Origin of the sequence: Sulfobacillus harzensis, assembly GCF_012933365.1 — a bacterium.
GTDB classification, from domain to species: domain Bacteria; phylum Bacillota; class Sulfobacillia; order Sulfobacillales; family Sulfobacillaceae; genus Sulfobacillus_B; species Sulfobacillus_B harzensis.
Window position 1 is genome coordinate 1 of the sequence record NZ_JABBVZ010000073.1, and the last position, 17,397, is coordinate 17,397.

General features: G+C 58.5%; 19 protein-coding genes and 1 pseudogene. 19 read left to right on the top strand and 1 reads right to left on the bottom strand.

Features of this window, described 5'->3' with window-relative positions:
• The 3 genes and pseudogenes from HIJ39_RS16380 to HIJ39_RS16390 form a co-directional block, all read left to right on the top strand.
• Positions 1 to 690: pseudogene (locus HIJ39_RS16380) on the top strand (hypothetical protein); the annotation flags it as partial.
• 27 nt (positions 691 to 717) lie between these two features.
• Complete coding sequence (locus HIJ39_RS16385; RefSeq protein ID WP_169101579.1) at positions 718 to 1,896, top strand: acetyl-CoA C-acetyltransferase; 1,179 nt, start codon at positions 718 to 720, stop codon at positions 1,894 to 1,896.
• Between the two features lie 10 nt (positions 1,897 to 1,906).
• Positions 1,907 to 2,749 carry a 3-hydroxyacyl-CoA dehydrogenase family protein gene (locus HIJ39_RS16390; RefSeq protein WP_169101580.1) on the top strand — a complete coding sequence of 281 codons (843 nt, stop codon included), beginning with the start codon at positions 1,907 to 1,909 and terminating at the stop codon, positions 2,747 to 2,749.
• A 20-nt stretch (positions 2,750 to 2,769) separates the two neighbouring features.
• Here HIJ39_RS16390 and HIJ39_RS16395 read toward each other — a convergent pair whose 3' ends face one another.
• On the bottom strand, positions 2,770 to 3,576 hold the full coding sequence (locus HIJ39_RS16395) for a polysaccharide deacetylase family protein (RefSeq protein ID WP_169101581.1): 807 nt from the start codon (positions 3,574 to 3,576) through the stop codon (positions 2,770 to 2,772).
• A gap of 118 nt (positions 3,577 to 3,694) precedes the next feature.
• Between HIJ39_RS16395 and HIJ39_RS16400 the strand changes: the two genes are divergently transcribed.
• The 16 genes from HIJ39_RS16400 to purF all read left to right on the top strand — a co-directional run bounded on the left by HIJ39_RS16400 (position 3,695) and on the right by purF (position 17,342).
• A complete protein-coding gene (locus tag HIJ39_RS16400; RefSeq protein WP_169101583.1) occupies positions 3,695 to 4,087 on the top strand; it encodes a hypothetical protein in 393 nt (130 codons plus the stop codon).
• A 14-nt stretch (positions 4,088 to 4,101) separates the two neighbouring features.
• Positions 4,102 to 4,569 carry a cyclic pyranopterin monophosphate synthase MoaC gene (gene moaC / locus HIJ39_RS16405; RefSeq protein ID WP_275107356.1) on the top strand — a complete coding sequence of 156 codons (468 nt, stop codon included), beginning with the start codon at positions 4,102 to 4,104 and terminating at the stop codon, positions 4,567 to 4,569.
• 2 nt (positions 4,570 to 4,571) lie between these two features.
• Positions 4,572 to 5,063, top strand: a complete 492-nt coding sequence (locus HIJ39_RS16410) for a MogA/MoaB family molybdenum cofactor biosynthesis protein (protein WP_338055217.1) — start codon at positions 4,572 to 4,574, stop codon at positions 5,061 to 5,063.
• A gap of 199 nt (positions 5,064 to 5,262) precedes the next feature.
• Complete coding sequence (locus HIJ39_RS16415; protein ID WP_169101585.1) at positions 5,263 to 5,565, top strand: co-chaperone GroES; 303 nt, start codon at positions 5,263 to 5,265, stop codon at positions 5,563 to 5,565.
• Between the two features lie 28 nt (positions 5,566 to 5,593).
• On the top strand, positions 5,594 to 7,225 hold the full coding sequence (groL, locus tag HIJ39_RS16420) for a chaperonin GroEL (RefSeq protein WP_169101587.1): 1,632 nt from the start codon (positions 5,594 to 5,596) through the stop codon (positions 7,223 to 7,225).
• Positions 7,226 to 7,347: 122 nt separating this feature from the next.
• Positions 7,348 to 7,833 carry a hypothetical protein gene (locus tag HIJ39_RS16425; protein WP_169101589.1) on the top strand — a complete coding sequence of 162 codons (486 nt, stop codon included), beginning with the start codon at positions 7,348 to 7,350 and terminating at the stop codon, positions 7,831 to 7,833.
• Positions 7,833 to 8,006 carry a DUF1540 domain-containing protein gene (locus HIJ39_RS24285; RefSeq protein WP_169101591.1) on the top strand — a complete coding sequence of 58 codons (174 nt, stop codon included), beginning with the start codon at positions 7,833 to 7,835 and terminating at the stop codon, positions 8,004 to 8,006. Before HIJ39_RS16425 ends, HIJ39_RS24285 begins: the two co-directional genes overlap by 1 nt.
• Before the next feature lie 112 nt (positions 8,007 to 8,118).
• Positions 8,119 to 8,499, top strand: a complete 381-nt coding sequence (locus tag HIJ39_RS16435) for a MerR family transcriptional regulator (protein ID WP_169101593.1) — start codon at positions 8,119 to 8,121, stop codon at positions 8,497 to 8,499.
• Positions 8,500 to 8,532: 33 nt separating this feature from the next.
• Positions 8,533 to 9,036 (top strand): hypoxanthine phosphoribosyltransferase, encoded by a 504-nt coding sequence (gene hpt / locus HIJ39_RS16440; protein WP_207711740.1) that lies wholly within the window; start codon positions 8,533 to 8,535, stop codon positions 9,034 to 9,036.
• The gene (guaA, locus tag HIJ39_RS16445) at positions 9,036 to 10,556 is read left to right on the top strand and encodes a glutamine-hydrolyzing GMP synthase (protein WP_169101597.1); all 1,521 of its coding nucleotides are present in this window, start codon (positions 9,036 to 9,038) and stop codon (positions 10,554 to 10,556) included. Before hpt ends, guaA begins: the two co-directional genes overlap by 1 nt.
• A gap of 286 nt (positions 10,557 to 10,842) precedes the next feature.
• The gene (purB, locus tag HIJ39_RS16450) at positions 10,843 to 12,165 is read left to right on the top strand and encodes an adenylosuccinate lyase (protein WP_169101599.1); all 1,323 of its coding nucleotides are present in this window, start codon (positions 10,843 to 10,845) and stop codon (positions 12,163 to 12,165) included.
• Positions 12,162 to 12,860: a phosphoribosylaminoimidazolesuccinocarboxamide synthase gene (gene purC, locus HIJ39_RS16455; protein ID WP_169101601.1), complete on the top strand. Its 699-nt coding sequence runs from the start codon at positions 12,162 to 12,164 to the stop codon at positions 12,858 to 12,860. The genes purB and purC overlap by 4 nt, the downstream gene beginning before the upstream one ends.
• On the top strand, positions 12,860 to 13,108 hold the full coding sequence (gene purS, locus HIJ39_RS16460; RefSeq protein ID WP_169101603.1) for a phosphoribosylformylglycinamidine synthase subunit PurS: 249 nt from the start codon (positions 12,860 to 12,862) through the stop codon (positions 13,106 to 13,108). Before purC ends, purS begins: the two co-directional genes overlap by 1 nt.
• Positions 13,108 to 13,812, top strand: a complete 705-nt coding sequence (gene purQ / locus HIJ39_RS16465) for a phosphoribosylformylglycinamidine synthase I (protein WP_169101613.1) — start codon at positions 13,108 to 13,110, stop codon at positions 13,810 to 13,812. Before purS ends, purQ begins: the two co-directional genes overlap by 1 nt.
• Positions 13,799 to 15,979 (top strand): phosphoribosylformylglycinamidine synthase subunit PurL, encoded by a 2,181-nt coding sequence (purL, locus tag HIJ39_RS16470; protein ID WP_169101605.1) that lies wholly within the window; start codon positions 13,799 to 13,801, stop codon positions 15,977 to 15,979. The genes purQ and purL overlap by 14 nt, the downstream gene beginning before the upstream one ends.
• Entirely contained in the window at positions 15,969 to 17,342 is a 1,374-nt protein-coding gene (purF, locus tag HIJ39_RS16475; RefSeq protein ID WP_169101607.1) for an amidophosphoribosyltransferase, read from the top strand. The genes purL and purF overlap by 11 nt, the downstream gene beginning before the upstream one ends.
• Positions 17,343 to 17,397 lie beyond the last annotated feature (55 nt).

Below are 17,397 nucleotides of genomic sequence, written 5' to 3' on the forward strand. Positions count from 1 at the left end.
TCCGGTACCGTTTCGCTGGAAGTGGAAGCCCGAGGACGCAAAAAGCATGGACGCTATTTAGGAATGGCTATACTAGTGCGCATCGAGGGCGTGCAAAAGCTCTCTGGCACGCGCCATGAAATAATCCCCGACCGGTTGGAAGCGGGCACTTATCTCATGGCCGGGGCCATTACGGGCGGCGTGGTCACCGTCGCTAATGTAATTCCTGAGCACTTGCGCACGGTGTTGCTAAAGTTGAGCCAGGCGGGTGCGCAAATTGAGGAGGACATGGACTGGGTACGGCTGGTGAGTCCTCCGCGGCTTCAAGCGGTGGACATTGAAACGCTGCCCCATCCGGGGTTTCCCACGGATTTGCATCCCCAAATGGTGGCGGCATTGTCTGTTGCTGAGGGGGTCGCGGTGGTTCAAGAGACGGTGTTTGAAAACCGTTTCGGATACACCCATGATTTAGTTCGCTTAGGCGCGGATATCAAAGTGGATCGGGAGACCGCCATCATCCGCGGCGTGGATCGATTGACGGGAGCGCCAGTGCAGGCGCAGGATATTCGTGGCGGTGCTGCCTTAGTGCTGGCGGGGCTGAAGGCAGAAGGCACGACGGTGGTCGATGGGGTGGAATACATCGACCGTGGGTATCATCGCATCGAGCAAAAGCTGGCGGCGTTGGGAGCGTTGATTCGACGCACGGCTTAAGGTAACAGCGACAAGGAGGCGGGGATCATGCCGGAAACGGTCGTGGTCGCCGTTGCACGCACGCCCTTTGTGACGTTTGGCGGGGCGTTGAAGGATGTGCCGGCGACCGATTTGGGGGCCGCAGCGATTCGTGGGGCGCTTGAGCGAAGCGGATTGGCGGCGGATGCGGTTGATTACGTGTATATGGGACAGGTGGTGCAAGCGGGGGCCGGGCAAATCCCATCTCGTCAGGCAACGATGAAGGCGGGTCTCCCGGAAACGGTACCTTCTGACACCATCAACAAGGTCTGTGCGTCAAGCCTCCGGGCCGTGAACCTGGCGGACATGGCCATTCGCTTGGGCGACATTTCCACGGCCATTGCGGGCGGCATGGAGTCGATGAGCCAGGCGCCCTATTTGGTTAAAGGAGCCCGCTATGGGCTGCGCATGGGTGACGTGCCGTTTGTTGACGCAGTTGTCCATGATGGACTCTGGTGCAGCTTCGGACAATGCCATATGGGTGTCTACGGCAGTGAGGTGGCGCGGGAGTTTGACATTTCCCGCGAGAACCAGGACCGTTTCGCCTATCAGAGCCACCAGCGCGCTCTGAAAGCCATTGATGAGGGGCGGTTCCGGGACGAGATTGTGCCCGTAACGGTGCCGGTTAAAAAGGGCGAGCCACTGATGGTGCAGGAAGACATAGGCCCGCGCCGGGACACCAGTTTAGAAAAGTTGGCGCGGCTGAAGCCGGCCTTTCAGCCTGATGGAACGGTGACGGCCGGCAATGCGCCTGGGCTGACTGACGGTGCGGCCGCACTGGTGCTGATGAGCCGGGAAGAGGCTGAGCGGCGGGGGTTGGAGCCGCTGGCAACGATTGTCGCGAGCGGGTGGGCGTCCCGCGAGCCTAAGTATCTGCACACCGTTCCCGCCTATGCTGGCGAAATGGCGTTGAAGCGGGCGCAAATCCGGCCGAAGGATTTGTCCTTGGTGGAAATCAACGAAGCCTTTGCTGCCGTGGCCTTAACCTCCATCAAACTCCTGGAACTGTCCGAGGATCAGGTCAACGTCAACGGTGGGGCGGTAGCCTTGGGCCATCCCATCGGAGCTTCGGGGGCCAGGATTTTATTGACGCTGATTTTAGAGTTGCGTCGGCGGGGCGGCGGATACGGTCTCGCGGCCATCTGCAGCGGCGGCGGGCAGGGTGAAGCCACGGTGGTTAAGGTCTAGGGGGGTTATCATGGCACGCTTTTTAGTGGTGGGCGCCGGCCAAATGGGCGCAGGCATTGCAGAAACTGCCGCCACCCATGGCTTTGAGGTGTATCTCACCGACGCGCTGGCGGAGGGTCTGAGGCGCGGCACGGCCAACATCGAGCGGCGTCTGGCTCGCAATGTGGAAAAGGGAAAACTCACCGAGCAAGACAAGGCGGCCATTTTAGGGCGGTTGCATCCGATTGCTGGGCCGACCGAAGTGGCCGATGTGGATTTGGTGATTGAAGCCATCTCCGAGGACGAGGAATTGAAGCGGGCGCTATTTAACACACTGGACAGCCATTTTAGTCCCCATACCCGTTTTGCCAGCAATACCTCCTCGATTAGCATCACGCGGTTAGCCCGCGCCACAGGGCGGCCGGAGCGTTTCATTGGCATGCATTTCATGAATCCGGTGCCGGTGATGGAACTGGTCGAAGTGATTCGGGGCGAGCTAACCGATGACGAGACGGTGTCGGTTGTCATGGAGTATGCCCGACAGATGCAAAAGACTCCTGTCGAGGCCAACGACTTCCCCGGATTTGTCGCCAATCGCATTCTCATGCCGATGATTAATGAGGCCATTTTTGCGCTTGGCGAAGGGGTGGCGGACAAAGAGGCTATCGATACGGTGATGAAGCTGGGAATGAACCATCCCATGGGCCCCTTGACGCTTGCGGACTTCATTGGGCTTGACACGTGCCTAGCGATTTTGGACGTGCTCTATCGAGGGTTCGGCGATCCCAAATATCGCCCCGCACCATTGCTTCGCAAAATGGTGGATGCGGGTCTGTTAGGACGCAAGAGCGGCCGCGGTTTCTATCAGTATTAACGCTTGAGGTGGCGGCGGGACTAGTTCCAAGGTCCCGCCGTCGATTTTTGCCTAACGGGGCTGGGCGTCGGGCGTGCTTCCGGTTGTCCGGGCAGCGGTAGTTTGGTTGGTTCCTTAATTCCCAAGTCCTTGACATATTGCGGCAAGGTGACAAATTTGTATCCCTCAGCCTCCAGCACCGGAAGGATGGCTGCCACCGCTTGTACCGTCTGAGTGCGGTTGCCGCCGCTGTCGTGCATCAATACGATGGCGCCGGAAAACGCGTTGGCCAGCACTTTTTTTGTAATGAACGAGGTGCCCGGACTAGACCAATCGCGGGTGTCGATGGACCAGAGGGTCGTATAGATGCCTTTTTTTCCCAGCGCGTCCACCAGCGATCGGTTGGAGTTGCCGTAGGGTGGCCGATAGAAGGGGGTGAGGGGGATGTGGTCCTTTTTTAAGAGGGCGGCTGTTTTTTCCATGTCGCTAACCACCCCGCCTACCCCGACGCGAAAGAAGTTGACATGGGTGTAGCCATGGTTGGCCACGGCAGAGCCTTGGCGGACAATATCGGTGACAATCTTGGGATACTGGGCCACCTCGCTGCCCAGAACGAAAAATGTGGCATGGGCGTGGTAGCGGGTTAAGAGGGAGAGAATTTCTGGGGTGTATTTTGGGGAGGGGCCGTCGTCGAAGGTCAGCGCGATGACTTTTTCGGGCCGGGCCGGAGGTTTGGATGGCACGGTCGAGGGATGGGGATGGAAAGGAAACGCTGCCTGGCTCCCCGCCATGAAGGCGGTCAAAACGGCGAGAAGCCCCAGTGCCTGCCACCATCGATCCAGTTTCATGGGCAACCCTCTCTTTGTCCAAATAAGATATTGGATACCTATGAAAATGAGCCGGGTGTTATGAGGAGCAGGAATTTTTGGGTGGGACGAGAATGTCTAGTCAAAAGGGGTGGGCGGCATGCGCATATGGGGTTTGGGCATTCTGGCGATAGGGGCCTTGGTGGCGATTGTGGAGGGCTGGAGCCACCTGTGGCCGCTTCTACACCAAGCGCGGGGATTGGCCCTCACGGGTTGGATACTGGGACTGGTCGGGTTGGCGCTGCTGGTGGGACGGCGCAAGCGCGGCGCCAAGTTCCGCTACGCGCTGGGGTTGACGTTGGCCGCGGTTGGAATGGCGCTCTTGGCGGTACCGCATGATGGTCAGGGGCTGTTAACCGGTCTTCGGCTGGGCTATGGCGGGGCGCTCTTGGCGGTGCTGCCGCATAGCTTTCGGGCGTACCGCTCGTTGGCGTCCCAGGGAGTATCTCCAGAAGCATCCCGACCGAAATTAGGGGAGGAGGCTCTACAATAGAGAATCATCCGGATTTGCCGCATTTGGATCCCGAGGGACGGGTTCACATGGTGTCGGTGGGGGAGAAGGACGCTACCCAACGGTTGGCACGGGCAGAGGGAACATTGCGGACAAGGCCGCAAACGGTCCGATTGGTGGCTGAAGGCCGGGCGCCCAAGGGTGATGTGCTGGCGGTGGCGCGGGTGGCCGCCATCATGGCCGTTAAGCGCACGGCCGAATGGATTCCGCTGGCCCATCCTATTCCCATCACCGGGGTATCGGCTGATATCAAAATGCTGGACGACGGCTTCTTGGTCGTGGTGACGGTGGCCACGGTAGGGCCCACGGGAGTAGAAATGGAGGCGCTCACCGGAGTCTCGGCCGCCCTTTTAACGCTCTACGACATGTTGAAGGCTCAAGAACGGGGCATGGTGATTGAACAGGTGCGGCTGATGGAAAAGCGAGGCGGGCGTTCCGGAACCTATCAGCGAGAGGAGGGGTAACGGTGTCGGATCGCATTCGTATTGCGATATTGACGGCTAGCGATGCCGGGGCTCGTGGGGAGCGCGAGGATGCCTCCGGTCAGCTTCTTCGTGAGTGGGCGGAAGCGTTAGGCGAGGTGGTGGAAACAGTGGTGCTGCCTGATGATGCTGCGACGCTTGAACGAAGACTTTGGACCTGGGTCGGCGACGGCCTAGATGTCGTTTTGACGACCGGATCCACCGGGCTGGGTCCCCGCGATGTGTTGCCTGAGGTGACTCGACGGGTGATTGACCGGGAAATACCCGGCATCGCCGAAGCGATGCGGGCTGAATCGCTGCGCCATACCCCCTTCGGGATGATTTCCCGGGGACTGGCTGGTGCAGCGCGGGAAACGCTCATCCTTAATTTTCCTGGGTCTCCCAAGGCGGTGGAAGAGCTGTGGCCTGTGGTCGAACCGGTGATATCCCACCTGGTGCGGTTGCTTCACGGCGAGACACGCCACGAAAATTCGTGAAAACGCCCTAGACATTGTCATTGGGGCGCTATTCGAGCAAAAATGGCGCATTTGGGCCAATTATCCTAACCAGGAAATCATTTGACGGGCGCTGGGAGATTCGCTATTATCCCTTATGGAAAACCGTTAGCACTCACGGCCTGTGAGTGCTAACAGGCGGCGAAGACCGCGAGATAGATGATTTACGGGAGGGATAATCGTGGACATCCGTCCATTGAGCGATCACTTGGTCGTTAAGCCCATCACCGAGGAGAAGACGGTGGCGGGCATTGTGTTGCCCGACACCGCCAAGGATCAGTTGCAGCGTGCGGAAGTGTTGGCTGTGGGCAGTGGGCGGCTGTTGGAGAATGGCAGCCGCGCTCCCTTGGAGGTGAAGGTCGGCGACGTCGTGATCTTCAACGGCGACTTTGGCCGCAAAGTGCGGGTCAATGACCAGGACTACCTCTTGATTCGCGAGAGCGATATCGTTGCCGTGTTGGCCACCCAACCGGTGGTTGCGTAACCATTTTGATTCAAGGAGGACGAATTTGATGGCCAAGCAAATGGTTTATGAAGAAGAGGCGCGTCGCGCGCTCGAACGGGGCGTCGACAAGCTGGCCAACGCCGTCAAGGTGACGTTGGGCCCCAAGGGTCGCAACGTGGTGTTGGAAAAGAAGTTTGGCGCTCCCTTAATCACCAACGACGGGGTCACCATCGCCCGTGAGATTGAGTTGGAAGATCCGTTTGAGGCCATGGGCGCGCAATTAGTCAAAGAAGTCGCAACCAAGACTCAGGACGTGGCTGGAGACGGAACCACCACCGCGACGGTGCTGGCTCAGGCTATGATCCACGAGGGGCTCAAGAATGTCACCGCCGGTGCCAACCCGATGGGCATCCGTCACGGGATCGAAATTGCGGTGAACACGGCCGTTGAGGAAGTTAAGAAAATCGCCAAGCCCATTGAAGGCAAGGATGCCATCACCCAAGTGGCATCTATCTCGGCCAACGATGGTGAAATTGGTCGCTTGATTGCTGAAGCCATGGAGAAGGTGGGCGCCGACGGCGTCATCACGGTGGAAGAGTCCAAGACCACCGGAACCACTCTGGAAACCGTGGAAGGTATGCAGTTCGACCGTGGCTACATCTCCCCTTACATGGTGACGGACACCGAGAAGATGGAAGCGGTGCTGAGTGACCCCTACATCCTCATTACCGACCGCAAGATCTCGGCCATTCAGGACCTGCTTCCTGTATTGGAGAAAATCGTGCAGCGCGGCAAGCCCTTGGTGATTATTGCCGAAGACGTCGAAGGCGAAGCTCTGGCCACGTTGGTGGTCAACAAGCTGCGTGGCACCCTGACGGCCGTAGCCGTGAAGGCCCCCGGCTTTGGGGACCGCCGCAAGGCCATGTTGGAAGACATCGCGATTCTGACGGGTGGCCAGGTGATTTCGGAGGATCTGGGCTTGAAGCTGGAGAATGTCACGCCCGAGATGCTGGGTCAGGCTCGTCAGGTGAAGGTGGCCAAGGAAGAGACCACCATCGTGGATGGCCACGGCAAGGACGAGGACATTAAGAAGCGTATTGCGGTGATTAAGAATCAGATCGAAGACACCACTTCTGATTACGACCGTGAAAAGCTGCAGGAGCGGTTGGCCAAGCTGTCTGGTGGTGTGGCCGTCATCCAAGTGGGTGCCGCGACCGAGGTGGAGCTGAAGGAGAAGAAGCTCCGCATCGAGGATGCATTGTCGGCGACCCGTGCCGCGGTTGAGGAAGGCATCGTGCCGGGTGGCGGCACGGCGTTGCTTCGGGCCATTCCCGCCTTGGAGGCGCTCAAGCTGGAAGGCGACGAAAAGATTGGCGCCAGCATCGTCCGCCGGGCGCTGGAGGAACCCGTACGTCAGATTGCGTTCAACGCGGGGCTCGAGGGTTCGGTGATTGTTGAGCAGGTCAAGAAGGAGTCGGGCAACGTGGGCTATGACGCCGCCACCAACAAGGTGGTTGACATGGTTCAGGCGGGTATCGTCGACCCTGCCAAGGTGACGCGCTCGACGTTGCAGAACGCCGCCTCCATTGCGGCTATGCTTCTGACCACCGAGGCCTTGGTGGCTGACAAGCCGGAGAAGAAGGAACCGGCAGCCCCGGGTGCCGGTGGCATGGGCGGCATGGGCGACATGATGATGTAACACGGTTCAGGGGAAGGGGCCTTCGGGCCCCTTTTCTTTTTTTGCGCAGTGTTGATACAAGTTCGAATGGAAATTCCAAATGATGGGGAAACTAGGAGCGAGTAACCGAAGGAGGAGAAAAGATGGAAGTCACGTTGACGCAACTGATTCAAATGGCCCCGGAACTTGGCTCCATATTGCGTGACGACGTACGCTCCGGGCGGCTAAAGGCCATCCGCAAACGCGGTGTGGCAGGTCGCCCTTACGTTCTCAGCACCGAAGACCTGGAAGCTTCCGGACGCCCTGAGTATCGTGAATTAGCCGAGCTGGCGGAACGGACCCCAGCGTCGATGACGCCCCGAACTAAGCGCATGGTGTCGCAAGCGATGCCCAACATGATGCATCAAGGCACGGAACTGTTCGATATTATGGAATCCCAGCACATGATGCTGAAAGATTTGGTGCAAGTGTTGACCGAAGAGATGCGCAACCGCTATGACCGATTGGATCGGCAGAACGTGCAAATGCAGGAACTGTCGTACAAGTTGGGGCAGGCACATCAGCAAATTGCACGGCTGGAGCGGATGCTGGCCGAACGGAGCTTTGGCCGGGTTGACGAGGCGAACTAGTGAGCCGCCAGGTCATCCATTGTACGGTGGACTATTGCCGCTACAACGAACATCGCTATTGTGCGCTGGAGTCCATCCAAATCGCCCCGCAGGCCCCAGTCATGGCGGACGGTGACGCGGCTGAACTGCCCAGCACCTTTTGTGCTTCGTTTGAAGCCAAAGACGACGTCTAGCCTCTTTACCCGATGGCGCGCGTTCAGTGGACGCGCGCCTCGTTGTGCTGGTTGTCTCTTCTGCAGCGGTTCGGTAAACTGGGAGCAATCGACTAATTTGAGGAGTTTTTTGATGCGTACAGGGGAATATCCGATTGGTGAGGTCAAGGAAAGGACGGGCCTCACCGAACGACGGATTCGCTATTACGAGAGCTTGAATCTTATTCGGCCCCGACGCAGTGAGGGTAACCAACGGCTGTATTCGGAGCGCGACATCGAACGGCTATTGGAGATTAAGCGGCTCTTGGATGGTGGGCTGTCACTTCGAGCCATCCGCAATCAAATGGTACAGCCCAGCGCGGATGAGGTGGAGCGCGACGCGGAGAGTTATTTTGAGGGTAAGCGCATTGCTCACGGGGCACGGCCCCATCAGGCATCGCTATACCCTTTAAAGGATCGCGCGGCCATTATTCGGCGCTTGCTGCGCGACCAGGATAGGGAGGACGGGGAGTAGGTGAGAACGCCCGCAGACGAGCGACTAGAAGTGATGATTGGGGAGCGCGACATCCAGGAACGGGTGGCGCAACTAGGGCGGCGCATAACCCTCGATTACGAGGGGAAGGATTTGGTATTGGTGGCCATTTTAAAGGGATCGTTCGTATTCGTGGCCGATTTGGCGCGGGCGATCGATCTGCCCGTCGCGGTGGATTTCATGGCGGTCTCGTCGTACGGGATGTCGACCAAATCCTCCGGAGTGGTCCGCATTGTAAAAGATTTGGACTACAGCTTGGACCAAAAGCATGTGCTGGTCGTCGAGGATATCGTGGACACCGGGTTGACGTTGAATTACATATTTGGTCACTTGAAGTCTCGAGGGGCCATGTCGGTCAAAATCTGCTCCTTACTGGATAAGGTGGGACGCCGCCAGGTGGCGGTACCTGTCCATTACAAGGGATTTGAGATTCCGGACGAATTTGTGGTGGGATACGGGCTAGACGTGGAAGAACGCTATCGCAATCTGAAAGATGTCTGCCGGGTGGTCAAAATCTAATGGCAAACTCAGTCATCGTGCTCGACTTTGGAGCCCAGTACAACCAACTGATTGCCCGGCGAGTTCGCGAAGCCGACGTGTTCTGCGAAGTATTGCCGGGAGACACCAAGGCCTCCGTAATCCAAGACCGGGCCCCGCGGGCGGTCGTGCTTTCCGGCGGACCGGCCAGTGTGTTTGAGCCTGGGGCTCCGGGGATGGACCCGGAGATTTTTTCGCTAGGGATACCGGTACTCGGTATTTGCTATGGCATGCAGTTGATGGCGCACATGCTTGGGGGCCGGGTGGTAGCGGCTCAGGGCCGCGAGTATGGCCGTACCTTGATGCATAAAACACAGGATTCGCCACTCTTGGCCGGGGTGGCCGATCCGTCCACAGTGTGGATGAGTCATGGCGATCAGGTGATGGCGCCGCCGCCCGGGTTCGCGGTCCTTGCTGAGACGAGCAATACCCCGATCGCCGCGATGGCTGATCCAAACCGTAATTTCTGGGCGGTTCAGTACCATCCGGAAGTGCACCATACCGAGGATGGATTTAAGGTGTTTACGAACTTTCTCTATCAGATCGCGGGAATTACGCCTGACTGGAAGCCGGACAACGTCATCGCGTCGGCCGTTGAGGAGATTCGCCAAGCGGTGGGCGATGGCCGTGCGCTGATTGCTCTCTCCGGTGGGGTTGATTCGGCCGTGGCTGGAGCTTTGGCCAAAGAGGCCATCGGTTCGCGATTGACGGCCGTGTTAATTGATCACGGGCTTCTGCGCGCGGGTGAGGTTGAGGAGGTTCAAGCCGCGTTTCGCGACATTGACTTGCAGGTTGTCGACGCCAAGGCCGAGTTTTTTTCCGCCCTCGGAGGGGTGACGGATCCGGAACAAAAGCGCAAGATTATTGGCCGGGAGTTTATTCGTGCGTTCGAACGGGTGCAAAGTCTGGTTGGCACCCGCGAAGTCCTCATCCAAGGGACCGTATATCCTGATGTGATTGAATCCGGCGGGCGGGGGGCACACACCATCAAGTCCCACCACAATGTGGGTGGGCTGCCTGAGGACATCGCCTTTCGGGTCGTGGAGCCGCTTCGCTGGCTGTTTAAGGACGAGGTGCGCAGAGTGGGCGAGGCCTTGGGTCTGCCGGAGGCCCTGGTGTGGCGTCAGCCGTTTCCGGGTCCAGGGCTGGCGGTGCGGATTGTGGGCACGGTTGACGAGGAAAAGGTGGGCGTGCTGCGTCAGGCCGATGCCATTGTTCGCGAGGAAATTTATCGCGCCGGACTCGACCGCGCCATATGGCAAGCGTTTGCGGTGTTGTTGGACATTCGCTCCGTTGGGGTGATGGGCGACGCCCGAACCTACGGCTATCCGATTGTCATTCGCGCGGTAGAGAGTTTGGACGGCATGACCGCTGATTGGGTGCGACTGGACCATAACTTGTTGGATCGCATGGCCAGCCGTATTGTGGGCGAGGTGGCCGGGGTCAACCGGGTCGTTTACGACATCACCTCAAAGCCGCCAGGCACGATAGAATGGGAATAAACCTCAGGAGGCCGCCATCACTGGCGGCCCCGATATTTTTTGTGTACGCAGTTTCGCCTGATTAAGGGCCCGTTTCCCCCTGTCTTTCGAGTTAGCCCGTACATAGCCCATAGACCAAAACAGGACACTAGCGTCCGTACGCCAAAAACACTTCCACAAAGTCGCGGGTCGCCGCAAACGAGCGGATAATCGCTTAGTTGGAGAAAAAGCTAAGGGAGAATGGGGGTGTTCGGAGTCGAACGTTTCATGTACAATCGAACCATAACGTTCGGATATGAGGTGGGCTATGATTGATCGTTACGCGCGGCCACAAATGCGGGAGTTGTGGTCGGACCAGAACCGCTATCAGAAGTGGCTCGACGTGGAAATTCTGGCGGCCGAGGCCTGGGAGCGGTCGGGCAAAATTCCCGCGGGGACAGCCGCCAGACTCAGGCAATCGGCGCGGGTGGATGCTCGCCGGGTGGATGAGCATGAAGCCATATATCATCATGACATGTTGGCGTTCATCAGTGCGGTCAGCGAGACCGTTGATGCTGAGGACGCCAAATATATTCATTTTGGCTTGACATCCACGGACGTGGTGGATACGGCGTTGGCCTCGTTGATGACGGAGGCGCTAGACATTATTCTGGACGATTTGCAAGCCTTGGAGGCGGCTGTCCGAAGGCGGGCGGTAGAGAACCGCCGGGTTGCGGTGATCGGGCGCACCCATGGCATCCACGCCGAACCCACCAGTCACGGGCTCAAATGGGCTTTGTGGTGGTTGGAGTTGGGCCGGGATCGGGAGCGCATTCAACGGGCCCGCGACACAATGGCGGTCATGAAGCTCTCCGGACCGGTGGGCAACTATGCCAGCCTGCCCCCGGAAATTGAAGCCTACGTAGGAGAGAAGATGGGGCTGAGGCCGGATCCGTTGTCCACGCAGGTGTTGCAGCGCGATCGTCATGCCGAGGTGATTACCAGTCTGGCCATTTTGGGAAGCACGCTGGACAAAATGGCCACTGAAATTCGCCACTCGCAGCGCACCGAAGTTGGTGAACTGGAGGAACCATTCTCTCAGGGCCAGCGAGGCTCGTCGGCCATGCCGCATAAGAAGAACCCTATCAAGTGCGAACAAATATCGGGATTATCCCGTCTGTTGCGCGGCTATGTTGTTCCGGCTTTGGAGGATATGCCTCTCTGGTACGAACGCGACATCTCCCACTCCTCGGTCGAGCGGGTGATGATTCCCGACGCCACGACCCTAGCGGATTATCTCTTGGTGCAAATGACCCGCATTGTGGAGGGGCTGACCATCCATGCTGACCGCATGCGGCAAAATCTGGAGCGCTCCGGCGGTCTGGTTTTTTCCGGCAAAGTGCTGCTGGCGCTGGTGGATGGGGGATTTTCGCGTGATCACGCGTATGAGATTGTTCAGCGCCACGCGCTAGCGGCAAGTCAGGAGCCGCAAAAGAGTTTCCGCGAACGTCTCCTCGACGACCCGGAAGTTCAGGAGCGGGTCGGAGCTGAAAAACTTGCATCGCTCTTTGATGTGGAACCCTATTTAAGCCAGGTTGACACGATTTATCGACGGCTTGGTCTCTTAACTGATGAAGGGGGAAGAGCATGAGTCTCATTTACGAGGGAAAAGCCAAGCGAGTCTACGAGACCGACAATCCCGATCAGGTGCGGGTGGAGTTTAAGGATTCCGCCACGGCCTTCAATGGGCAAAAGAAAGCGGAGATCCCCGGCAAAGGCATCGTCAATGCTGCTGTGACCACGCGTCTTTATGGATGGCTCCAAGATCATGGCATCGCCACTCACTTTATTGAACAGCTGGACGATCGCAATCTTCTGGTTGACAAGTTGACCATGGTGCAGTTGGAAGTGGTGGTGCGAAATTGGGTAGCAGGCTCGCTCCACCAGCGCACCGGCATCCCCGAAGGGACGACGATGGATGAACCGATCATTGAATTCTATTACAAGAATGACGACTTGGGAGATCCCTTGCTGAACGAAGATCATATCCGCTTGTTGGGGGCGGCGAGCCCTGATTTGGTAGCCCGCCTTCGTCAGGAGGCGCTTCGCATCAACCAGGTGTTGAAGCCCTTCTTCCTCCAGCGCGGCATTGTGCTGGTGGATTTTAAGTTGGAATTCGGTTGGGATGCCATGGGCGAACTGAAGCTCGGCGATGAAATATCGCCGGACACGTGCCGCCTTTGGGACCAATCGAGTGGTGAACGACTGGACAAAGATCGTTTTCGCCGCGATCTGGGACGTGTTGAAGAAGCTTATCAAGAGATTTTGAAGCGGGTGATGAGCTGATGCAGAGTTTTCGGGCAGTCGTCACGGTGCGGCTAAAAGACAGTATTTTAGACCCAGCCGGCGAGGCCACCGAGGGCGTCCTGAAGCATATGGGCTTTGCCGTACAAGGGGTACGCATAGGCCGTCACATTCAGGTGACGCTGGAGGCAGAAGATGCGAAGGCGGCACGCAGGGCGGTAGAGCGGATGGCCCACGATCTCCTCGCCAACCCCGTGATGGAGGACTACGACGTTGAGGTGTTGTCGTGATGCGCGTTGCGGTGGTGACCTTTCCCGGATCCAATTGCGACATGGACACCGTCAAGGCGCTCACAACGCTGGGCGTCGAGGCTCGTACGGTGGATCATCGGCAGGACCATCTCGGGGACATTGACGCGGCCATCATTCCCGGGGGCTTCTCGTACGGCGACTACCTGCGATCCGGGGCGCTGGCTGCCAAGGCACCGGTCATTTTGGCGCTGAAGCAAGCGATTGAGGCGTCCCAGTTGCCGGTGTTGGGGATATGCAACGGGTTTCAGATATTAACCGAGGCGGGCCTTTTGCCCGGGGTGCTGCGTCCCAATCGCCATGGGGAGTTTCGCTGTGATTTTCAGACGCTGCGGGTCGTGACGGAGTCGCCCTATTTTCCCGGACTCGCGGTGGGCGATGTGTTAAAAATGCCTATTGCTCATGGCGAAGGCGCCTATTACACCCCGCCTGGGACACTGGAAGATCTCTTTCGATCAGGCGCCGCCTGGCTCCAGTATGTGGATACGGATGGGCAATTGAACGCTCTGGCCAATCCCAACGGATCGGTGGCCAATTTGGCCGGTGTGATGAAGGGGTCGGTTGCGGCGCTCATGCCGCACCCCGAGCGGGCCATGCACCAATACTTAGGTTCCCAAGATGGCCGCCGGTTTTTATCCTCGTGGCTCGAGGGAATACGGCAGGAGGTGGGTCATGCAAGCGTCTGATGTGGGTCTGACAGCCGAGGAGTATGCCCGCATTACAGAACTTATGGGGCGCGAACCCAATGATTTGGAACTAGGTCTATTTGGTGCGTTGTGGTCCGAGCACTGCAGCTACAAAAATTCCAAGGCACTCTTGTCGCGTTTGCCTCATGACGGCCCATACGTGGTTGCCGGCCCGGGCGGCAATGCAGGCGTGGTCCGGTTGGGCGATGCTCTTGAGGTGGCGTTTAAAGTGGAAAGCCACAATCACCCGTCGTATGTCGAACCGGTTCAAGGCGCGGCCACCGGTGTGGGTGGTATTCTCCGCGATATCATTGCCATGGGGGCCCGTCCCATTCTAGTCGGCGACGCACTGCGATTTGGCACCGATCGCCACAGTATAGCCATCTTAAGCAGCGTCGTGAAGGGTGTGGGTCAATACAGCAACGCCATTGGTGTACCTACCGTCACCGGAGACATCGGTTTTTCGCCCACCTATCGCACCAACCCGCTGGTAAATGTTCTGGCCTTGGGAATTCGCACCCCGGGTCAAGCCATGGGCGCCCACACCGCAAGTCCTGGGCAGCTAGTGGTGCTGATGGGCCAGCGCACCGGCCGCGACGGCATTCATGGGGCCTCATTGTTGGCCTCCCGTGATTTTGATCAATCCAGTCAGGAGCTCCGTCCGACCGTGCAGGTGGGTGATCCATTTTTAGGCAAGTTGTTAATGGAAGCGACCCTCAAGACCGTGTCAGAGGGACTGCTCAATGCTTTGCAGGATCTCGGGGCGGCTGGGCTAACGTCGGCAGTGGCTGAGCTTTGCGCGGGCTCACATGTGGGGGCAGAGATTTATCTCGATCGGGTGCCGCTTCGGGAACCGGGCCTGAGCCCCTATGAAATTATGTTGTCGGAAACCCAAGAGCGCATGCTGTTGATTGTGTCCGAGAGTAATTTAAAAGCGGTTCTGGACATTGCGGCCGACTTTGAGATTCTGGCTACGGTCATTGGCCATACCACGGACTCCGGGGACCTGGTTCTTCAGTTCGGACAGGACCCGGTGGCAAGGCTCAAAACCACATGGTTGGTGGATGACGCGCCCCGTCGTGCCGTGGATGACAGCTGGTGGCAAGCCCTCGACGAAAGGATAGAGAAACCAGTTCCCCCGGCCCCCGCCTTTCAACCCAAGCTGTTATTGGAGGTGGCATCCAGCCTGGATGGGCGTGACCGGTCTCCTGTCTATCGCCAATATGATTGGATGATTCAAACGCGAACGGTGCGAGGACCGGGTCATGATGCCGCCGTTTTGGATCTTGGGGATCATGCCGGATTAGCGGTGTCTATCGCGGGTCCCGGAAGGTGGGCGGCGGTTGATCCCTATGCTGGTGGCGCTGGCGCGGTTTGGCGTGCATTAGCCGGCCTGGCTGCTCAAGGGGCTGAGCCGTTGGGGCTGACCGACGGGGTCAATGCCGGCAATCCCGATAAACCGGAGAGCTATCGGGCCATGGGGGCCCTGATTCGCGGGGTGGCTGATGCGGCCAGAGCGGCTGGCGTGCCCGTTACGGGAGGTAACGTGTCGCTTCATAATGAGACGGACGGTGAATCCATTTGGCCGACCGTCGTTATCGGCGCTGCCGGAAGCCATCCCCATGCCCCAAAGCCGGTTGGAGACGGATTGGGCGTCTTAGGCGACGCCATTTACCTTCTCAACCCGGCTCCACTGCATTGGGGGGGCTCGGTGGCCGCATTGCTGCACCATGGACCGTCTCCGTATCCCCGCATTGTCGCGGCGGAGGGAGGGCGGGTGCTTCGCCAAGTCGCGGATTGGGTCCGAGAGAGGCCACCACGAGCGCTCACGGTAGTCGGTGACGGCGGTTTGGGACTCACGCTGATCCGCATGTGGGCCCGAAGCGGGCCGTCCTTGGGAATAGAGATTCAACTGGCGGAGACAGACACGAAAGACAAAACCCTGCGGTTCTTCAGTGAGGGGCCGTTGCAATGGGTGGCGGTGGTGGCCTCGGGCGACCAGCAGGCGACGGAAGCGGCATGGCTTGACCGGAACATTCCTTTTCAACGTCTAGGGACTGTGAAAGAAGGACCCATGATGGTGGTGGATGGCCGTTACCAGTGGTCCTATGGGGATGTCATGCGGGCTTGGCGGCAGCCGTACAAGGAGGTTGACGATGAGCTTTGAGCTGCACGAAGAATGCGGTGTATTTGGCATTTGGGGCGATGCGGACGCAGCCCAAAAAGCCTATTGGGGTACCTTCAGTCTCCAGCACCGCGGGCAGGAGAGCGCCGGTATCGGAGTGCTTCACGATGGACGCCTAGCGGTGGAAAAAGGTATGGGCCTCTTACAGGATGCGGTACCCCAGGTGGTGCAAGACCTCGCCGTCGGACAGGCCGCAATTGGGCATGTGCGCTACTCGACGACGGGTGATTCGGCGCCCGTGAACGCCCAGCCCTTATTGATGCACACGCGTTTCGGTCCTTTAGCTCTGGCTCATAACGGGAACTTAGTCAATCATCGAAGCCTGCGGCACCAATTGGAGGCCGAAGGCGCGATATTTCAAGGAACGAGCGACAGCGAGGTGCTGGCGCATTTGCTCGCCCGGAGCCGTAGGCCGGACTTTGAGAAGGCGCTTTTGGAGGCTGCGTCCCGGCTTTCGGGCGGCTTCGCCTTCGTCTTGCTAACTCCCGAGGGGTTGTTTGGGATTCGCGACCCGTTTGGCATTCGTCCTTTGGTTTTGGGGCGGACCGACCAAGGCGCTTATGTGCTGGCGTCTGAGACCTGCGCCCTGGACATGGTGGATGCGCCCTGGGTTCGGGACATTGAGCCGGGCGAGATGGTGAAAATTTCGGATCAGGGATTGGTGAGTCAAAAATTTCGTCAGTCCGAAGGGGCGCGTCCTTGTGCGTTTGAGGTTATTTATTTTTCTCGGCCCGATTCCCGGCATCAGGGCGAGAGCATGCACTTAAAGCGCCGTCAGTTGGGCAAGCGGCTGGCGGAAGAGGCGCCAGCTGAAGCCGATGTGGTGGTCGGAGTGCCCGATTCGAGTCTTCCGGCTGCTATGGGTTATGCAGAAGCCTCCGGGATACGATTTGACTTTGGCTTGGTTAAAAATCGTTATATCGCCCGCACCTTTATTGCTCCTGACGCCTCGGCACGGGAGAAAGGGGTCCAATTGAAGCTTTCGGCCGTCCGTGAGGTGGTGGAAGGCAAGCGGGTGGTACTGATTGACGATAGCTTGGTGCGGGGCACGACCTCGCGTCATATCATTCGCCTCTTGCGGCAGGCGGGCGCGAAGGAAGTCCATATGCGCATTGCCTCGCCCCCATACTTGGAACCCTGCCATTACGGGATTGACACCTCACGGGCGGGCGAGTTGGCGGCGCGAAATCTGACCGTAACGCAACTGGCGGAAATGGTGGGCGCGGACTCGCTGGCGTTTTTGTCGCCTGACGGGTTGACCTCAGCATTAGGGTCATCGGGATGGTGTTTAGCCTGTTTTGGCCGTGGTTATCCGGTCCCAGTAGAGCGTCCTGTAGAGATGTGATTTCGGCGGACTTTGACAGTTGAGGAAAAAATCCCCCCGTTGGTACGGTTGTGGT